This window comes from Aquabacterium sp. (assembly GCF_035476535.1).
Classification (GTDB): Bacteria; Pseudomonadota; Gammaproteobacteria; order Burkholderiales; family Burkholderiaceae_C; genus Pseudaquabacterium.
In genome coordinates this window covers 39829-46263 of sequence record NZ_DATILJ010000092.1, presented here as the reverse complement: position 1 = coordinate 46263, position 6435 = coordinate 39829, and the positions used below count along the sequence as shown (strand labels likewise).

The window sequence follows — 6435 nt, the reverse complement described above, 5'->3', positions numbered from 1 at the left end:
CCGTGAGCCGGCCGGTCAGCGAGCCGCGGCGGCCGTTCTTGATCATGTCGCCCAGCCTGTCCACCGAGGTCGGTTCGCCGACGATGCAGCAATCGAGCTTCTCACCGCGTGCGGCCAGTGCTTCGACGACACGCACCGTGCCATCGATGGACGGGCCTTCTTCATCGCTGGTGAACAGCAGCGCGACAGCGCCGCGGTGGCCCGGATGCGCCTGCACGAACTCTTCGGCCGCCACCGTCATCGCGGCGATCGAGGTCTTCATGTCGGCCGCGCCACGGCCATAGAGCTTGCCGTCGCGGTGGCTGGGCACGAAGGGGTCGCTGGTCCATTGCGCCAGCGGCCCGGTGGGCACCACATCGGTGTGGCCGGCCAGCACGACCGTCGGCCCGGGCAAGGCGCCGCGGTGAATCGCCCACAGGTTGCTGACGCGGAATTCCGGCGGCCCGAAGGGCATCGATTCGCACTGGAAGCCCAGCGGCAAGAGGCGCTCGGTGATCAGCGCCTGGCAGCCCCCGTCTTCCGGCGTGACCGAGCGGCGCGCGAGCAGCGCTTCGACAAGGCGCAGCGTGGCGCTCATGTCGTGCCCGCCGGTCCGAACACCAGCTTGCGCGCCGGCGAGCTGCCTTCGGGGTACACATCGACGCTGAATTCGCTGAACATGGCGGTGTCGGGTTCGTCTTTCTTGGGCGCGACACGGCTGGCCGGCGCAGTGTCGTTCTGCAGCCGCCACATCAGGTTGGTCGGCGAATCGGCATAGGCCAGGCCTTCGTCGCGCGTGACCAGGCCATCGGTGATCATGCGGGCGATGTCCTGCTCGAAGGTCTGCGAGCCCTCGGCCATGGACTTCTCCATCGCCTCCTTGACGGCGGGGAAGTCGCCCTTCTCGATCATCTCGGCCACCAGCTTGGTGTTGAGCATCACCTCCACCGCCGGCAGCCGGCCGCCGGCGGAGGCACGCAGCAGGCGCTGCGAGACGACGGCGCGCAGACCCGCGGCCAGGTCGGACAGCAGCACCGGCCGTGCTTCCGGCGTGTAGAACGACAGGATGCGGCCCAGCGCGTGGTAGCTGTTGTTGGCGTGCAGCGTGGCCAGCACCAGGTGGCCGGACAGCGAATAGCTCAGCGCCGAGGTCATCGTCTCGCGATCGCGGATTTCGCCGATCATGATGACGTCCGGCGCCTGGCGCAGCGCGTTCTTCAGCGCGATCTGCAGCGAATTGGTGTCGCGGCCGACTTCGCGCTGATTGACCACCGACTTCTTGCTGCTGAACAGAAACTCGATCGGATCCTCGATGGTCAGGATGTGGCCCGCCAATTGCCGGTTACGCAGGTCCAGCATCGAGGCCAGCGTCGAGCTCTTGCCCGTGCCGGTGGCGCCGACCATCAGGATCAGCCCGCGCTTTTCCAGCACCAGCTGCGACAGCAGCGAGGGCACGTTCAGCGAATCCAGCGACGGGATGTTGTGCGGGATGTGGCGGAACACGCCGGCAATGGTGCCGCGCTGCTTGAAGGCCGACAGCCGGAAGCTGCCGACCTTTTCCAGGCCGATCGCCAGGTTCAGTTCGCCGGTCTCGTCCAGCTCTTCCATCTGGCGCGGCGCCAGCAGTTCGGACAGCAACTGGCGCGGCTGCTGCGGTGTCAGCACCTGATCGGACAGCTGCAGCACCTGGCCGTGGATCTTGATCAGGATCGGCATGTTGGCCGAGAGGTACACGTCCGACGCGTTTCTCTCGGCCATCAGCCGCAGCACCCGTTCCATGTTGCCGCTCATGCCGATTCCTCTCTTGGTTGGCCGCTATTTTTGGATGTTACGGGCGCAGAAGATCATTGATGCTGGTCTTCGAGCGGGTCTGCGCATCGACCCGCTTGACGATGATCGCCGCGTACATGCTGTACGAGGTGCCGTCGGCAGTGGTCTTGGGCAGGCCGCCGCTGACGACCACGCTGCCCGAGGGCACACGGCCGTAGCTGAACTCGCCGGTCTCGCGGTTGAAGATCGGCGTGCTCTGGCCGAGGTACACGCCCATGCCGAGCACCGAGTTCTCCTCGACGATCACGCCCTCCACCACTTCGGAACGCGCGCCGATGAAGCAGTTGTCTTCGATGATCGTCGGGTTGGCCTGCAGCGGCTCCAGCACGCCACCGATGCCGACGCCGCCGGACAGGTGCACGTTCTTGCCGATCTGCGCACAGGAGCCCACGGTGGCCCAGGTGTCGACCATCGTGCCTTCATCGACATAGGCGCCGATGTTCACGTAGCTGGGCATCAGCACCACGCCTTTTGCGAGGTAGCTGCCACGGCGCGCCACGGCCGGCGGCACCACGCGCACGCCCGAGGCGCGGATATCGGCTTCATCGATGTGCGAGAACTTGGTCTGCACCTTGTCGAAGAAGGTCAGGTCGCCCGAGCGCATGGCCTGGTTGTCGTTGAGCCGGAAGCTCAGCAGCACGGCCTTCTTGATCCACTGGTTGACGGTCCACTGGCCGACACCCTGGCGCTCGGCGACGCGGATGCGGCCGGCGTTCAGGTCGGCGATCACCGTGTTCACCGCCTCGCGGATCTCCGGCGCCAGGGTGTCGGGCGCCAGGCTGGCGCGGCCTTCCCAGGCCAGTTCGATGACGGATTGCAGTTGTTGGCTCATGCGCGTGGACTCGATGGAGGTGAATAGGAATCGGTGAACTCGGCGATGCGGTGCGCCGCTTCCAGGCATTCGGTGGTGGACGCCACCAGCGCCATGCGGATACGGCCGCGCCCGGGGTTGCTGCCGTGGGCATCGCGGGCCAGCAGGCTGCCGGGCAGGACCGTGACATTGTATTGAGCGAGCAGGCCGCGCGCGAAGTCGATGTCATCACCGCCCGGCACAGCCGCCCACAGGTAGAAGCCGGCATCGGGCAGGCGCACGTCCAGTGCCGAAGCCAGCACCGGCGTCACTTCGGCAAACTTGGCGCGGTACAGCGCCCGGTTGGCGACCACATGGTCCTCGTCGGACCAGGCGGCGATGCTGGCATGCTGCACCATCGTGCTCATCGCGGAGCCGTGGTAGGTGCGGTACAGCAGGAAGGCCTTGATCAGCGCCGCATCGCCGGCGACGAAGCCCGAGCGCATGCCCGGCACGTTCGAGCGCTTGCTCAGCGAGGTGAAGCTGATCAGCCGGCGGAAGTCGTGGCGGCCCAGCGCCTTGGCGGCTTGCAGGCCGCCGAGCGGCGGCTCGTCGCGGAAATAGATCTCGGAGTAGCACTCGTCGCTGGCGATCACGAAGCCGTGACGGTCGCTCAGTTCGAACAGGCGCTGCCACTCGGACAGCGGCATCACCGCGCCGGACGGGTTGCCCGGCGAGCAGACATACACCAGCTGCGTGCGGGCCCAGGTGGCCTCGTCGATCTGGCCCCAGTCGGCGGCGAAATTGCGTGCCGGGTCGCTGTTGGCAAAGGCGGTCTCGGCACCGGCGAGCAGCGCCGCGCCTTCGTAGATCTGGTAGAACGGATTCGGGCAGACGACGACGGCGCCGGGCCGGCCGCTGTCGACCACCGTCTGCGCCAGCGCGAACAAGGCCTCGCGCGAGCCGCAGACCGGCAGCACCTGCGTCGCCGCGTTCACAGCGACGTCGTAACGCCGCTGCAGCCAGCCGGCGATGGCCTCGCGCAGCTTCGGCTCGCCCAGCGTCGGCGGGTAGACCGCGAGGCCGCCCATGCCTTCGATCAGCGCCTGCTTCACCAGCTCCGGCGTGGCATGGCGGGGCTCGCCGATGCCCAGGCCGATGGGCCGCAGTTGCGCGGGCGGCGCGATGTCGCGCGTGAGTTCACGCAGGCGTTCGAAGGGGTAGGGGTGCAGCTTGCCCAGCAAGGGATTCATGGGCCGGATTATCCCGGACGCCCGCTGCGACTTCGGCCCCGGCGATGTATCAGCCTGAAGCGAACTGGTTAGAGTCGCTGGCCATGGAATTCCACCCCGCTGTCCAACCCGCCGCGACCCGCAGCGCCGCGGCCTGGTGTTTTGCTTTCGTCGACGGCCAGTTGCTGGTGCTTGACGGTGAATCGCCGACCTTGCTGCCGGTGAGCGATGGTCCGGTGCTCACCGAGGCGATGGCCCGCCACTACCTGGGCCGCTGCGACGGCCTGGATTGCTGGGCGCTGCGCCTGGACACCGTGCCCTCGGGCTGGCGCGGCATGCCCTTGCGCGCCGCGATGATGGCCTTTGCGCCACCGCTGATGGCGCTGGCGGGCCGCGCCGCCCAGGTGCTGGAATGGGACCGTGCGCACCGCTTCTGCGGCGTCTGCGGCACGCCGACCGAATTGCAGCCGCAGGAGCGTGCGCGCCGCTGCCCGGCCTGCGGCCACACCGCTTACCCACGGCTGAGCCCATCGATGATGGCGCTGGTCTGGCGTGAGGGTGAACTGCTGCTGGCCCGCTCGCCGCACTTCGCCAAGGGCATGTACAGCGCGCTGGCCGGCTTTGTCGAAGCCGGTGAATCGATCGAGGACTGCGTCGTGCGCGAGGTGGCCGAGGAGGTCGGTGTGCGCATCACGGATCTGCGCTACTACGGCAGTCAGAGCTGGCCGTTCCCGCACAGCTTGATGGTGGCGTTCACGGCCCGTTGGGTGGCAGGCGAGATCGTGCCGCAGGCGGGCGAGATCGAGCATGCCGCCTGGTTCACGCCGGATGCGCTGCCGGGCATTCCGCCGCGCTTCAGCATCGCCGGGCACCTGATCCGCGACACCCTGGCCGCAATGGCCGAAGGCCGCTGGTCCTGAGCTCGGGCTACAACCAGCCGGCGCAGTTCGATGCGCCGCAGCGGCACTTCAAGGTGCCTTCGTGGTGCGTCTCGCCATAGTTCACGGTGATTTCTTCGCCCGGCGTGATCGGCCGCAGCGCGTAGAACTCGATGCGGCCGTCGCGGATGGTCAGCCTTGCGTTCGGGCTGCAGCAGTGGTTGGTGAAGCGCATCGGATCCTGCGAGCCCGAGGCATCGATGGCTTTGCGCGCCGACACCTCGACGATCATGATGCGCTGGCGCCCCTCCGCCCGGCGGCGGGCCTCGGCCACGCTGATCGATTCGCCGCGGATTTCGCCGATCTTGCGGTGCGGCGGAATGTCTTCGGCGGCGAAGACACCGAAGCCGTCGATGCCGCTCTTGTGCACCGCCACGTCGTACTTCTGGTACGAGGGGCGCTCCGGGAGCGTCACTTCTTTGCGGTGGTCGTCCAGCCCTTCAGCGCCGACATCGTGTTCGCGACATGGCGGTACGGGTTCAGGCTGGTGAACTGGTAGACCACCTTGCCTTCGGGCGAGATGACATACGAGGTGCGGTTGGCGTAATCGGGCTTGAGCATCAGCACCGCGTCGTAGGACTTCATCACGCGCTGGTCCACGTCGGCGCCGACGGCAAACTTGTTGCGGCACTCGGTGGTGGAGAATTTCTTCAGCGTGTCGATATCGTCGTGCGAGACGCCGATCACCGTGGCGCCGAGCTGCTTGAAGGCATCGGTCGCTTCGGCGAACTGGTTGGCCTCGATGGTGCAACCGGACGAGAACGCGGCCGGGAAGAAGTACAGCACCACCGGCCCTTTCTTCAGCGCCTCGGCCAGGTGGAACTTGTAGACCCCACCGGCCAGCGATGCATCGATCGAAAAGTCAGGGGCCTTCTCGCCGATGTCCAGTGCGGCAAAGGCCGGAGCGACAGTGAATGCGGCGACAGCGGCTGTGGCCATCATGAGCTTGCGGATCATGGCGATTTCTCCGATCCAGGGCCCGAGACGGGCCGACGATGTTGCGGATGATACGAAGGCCGGTACCGTTTGGTTGCGCCAAACGGTGCTTGGCCCTACAGCGCCTGCATATGCTGGCGGGCTGCGGCGCTTCAAGCCGGGGGGGCCGCAGCGGCAGCTACAGCAGGCCACGTTCCATCGGCATCGCCGGCAGGTCCACGGCCGGCGCCGGTTTCCAGCCCTTCTGGCGGTGCTCAGCCACCACGTTGGTGTAGATGCCGCCGCGCACGTACCACTTGGCGGTGATGCGGATGAAGCGCGGCGCGGTGGCCTTGACGATGTCGTCGAGGATGGTGTTGGTCACCTTCTCGTGGAACGCACCCTCGTTGCGGTAGCTCCAGAAGTACATCTTCAGGCTCTTCAGTTCGACGCAGAGCTTGTCGGCAATCATGTCGATCGTGAAGTGCGCGAAGTCCGGCTGGCCGGTCAGCGGGCAGTGGCAGGTGAACTCGGGCACCTGAAACTGGATCAGGTAGTCCCGCTCCGGCGCCGGGTTGGCAAAGACATGCAGGTCCTTGCTGGGCGCGGTCGGCGGGTTGGGTGGCATAGCGCGCTCATTCAGCGCAGGTTTCTTGGCCATGGTGAAGGCGGGTTCTCGGCGGGGGCGCGATGGTATCATCCGGGCCGCTTTGCCCATTGGTTGGTGGGCAATAAATCCTTAGAAATCAAA

8 protein-coding genes are annotated in these 6435 nt (G+C 66.8%); 1 reads left to right on the top strand and 7 read right to left on the bottom strand.

From position 1 onward, the window contains the following. From VLK61_RS09415 to dapC, 4 genes are all read right to left on the bottom strand, one after another. On the bottom strand, positions 1-577 hold a 577-nt coding region (locus tag VLK61_RS09415), incomplete at its 3' end, for a M20/M25/M40 family metallo-hydrolase (RefSeq protein ID WP_325420474.1). Then, a complete protein-coding gene (locus tag VLK61_RS09410) occupies positions 574-1770 on the bottom strand; it encodes a PilT/PilU family type 4a pilus ATPase (RefSeq protein WP_325420472.1) in 1197 nt (398 codons plus the stop codon). The genes VLK61_RS09410 and VLK61_RS09415, both read right to left, overlap by 4 nt. 37 nt (positions 1771-1807) lie before the next feature. Next, complete coding sequence (gene dapD, locus VLK61_RS09405; RefSeq protein WP_325420470.1) at positions 1808-2641, bottom strand: 2,3,4,5-tetrahydropyridine-2,6-dicarboxylate N-succinyltransferase; 834 nt, start codon at positions 2639-2641, stop codon at positions 1808-1810. Beyond that, positions 2638-3852, bottom strand: a complete 1215-nt coding sequence (dapC, locus tag VLK61_RS09400) for a succinyldiaminopimelate transaminase (protein ID WP_325420469.1) — start codon at positions 3850-3852, stop codon at positions 2638-2640. Before dapC ends, dapD begins: the two co-directional genes overlap by 4 nt. A gap of 83 nt (positions 3853-3935) precedes the next feature. On the opposite strand from dapC, the gene nudC reads away from it, so the two are divergent. After that, positions 3936-4751, top strand: coding sequence for an NAD(+) diphosphatase (nudC, locus tag VLK61_RS09395; RefSeq protein ID WP_325420467.1), 816 nt, complete (start codon positions 3936-3938; stop codon positions 4749-4751). A 7-nt stretch (positions 4752-4758) separates the two neighbouring features. Here nudC and VLK61_RS09390 read toward each other — a convergent pair whose 3' ends face one another. From VLK61_RS09390 to queF, 3 genes are all read right to left on the bottom strand, one after another. Beyond that, positions 4759-5184, bottom strand: coding sequence for an SET domain-containing protein (locus tag VLK61_RS09390; RefSeq protein WP_325420465.1), 426 nt, complete (start codon positions 5182-5184; stop codon positions 4759-4761). Next, positions 5181-5726 carry a peroxiredoxin gene (locus tag VLK61_RS09385; RefSeq protein WP_414636794.1) on the bottom strand — a complete coding sequence of 182 codons (546 nt, stop codon included), beginning with the start codon at positions 5724-5726 and terminating at the stop codon, positions 5181-5183. The genes VLK61_RS09390 and VLK61_RS09385 overlap by 4 nt, the downstream gene beginning before the upstream one ends. Positions 5727-5883: 157 nt before the next feature. Next, entirely contained in the window at positions 5884-6345 is a 462-nt protein-coding gene (queF, locus tag VLK61_RS09380; RefSeq protein WP_325420463.1) for a preQ(1) synthase, read from the bottom strand. Between the last annotated feature and the right edge of the window lie 90 nt (positions 6346-6435).

Bases quoted from the DNA above. Each gene is read 5' to 3' on its own strand.
- VLK61_RS09410 (WP_325420472.1), bottom strand. From the start codon at position 1,770: ATGAGCGGCAACATGGAACGGGTGCTGCGGCTGATGGCCGAGAGAAAC.
- dapD (WP_325420470.1), bottom strand. From the start codon at position 2,641: ATGAGCCAACAACTGCAATCCGTCATCGAACTGGCCTGGGAAGGCCGC.
- dapC (WP_325420469.1), bottom strand. From the start codon at position 3,852: ATGAATCCCTTGCTGGGCAAGCTGCACCCCTACCCCTTCGAACGCCTG.
- nudC (WP_325420467.1), top strand. From the start codon at position 3,936: ATGGAATTCCACCCCGCTGTCCAACCCGCCGCGACCCGCAGCGCCGCG.
- VLK61_RS09385 (WP_414636794.1), bottom strand. From the start codon at position 5,726: ATGATCCGCAAGCTCATGATGGCCACAGCCGCTGTCGCCGCATTCACT.
- queF (WP_325420463.1), bottom strand. From the start codon at position 6,345: ATGGCCAAGAAACCTGCGCTGAATGAGCGCGCTATGCCACCCAACCCG.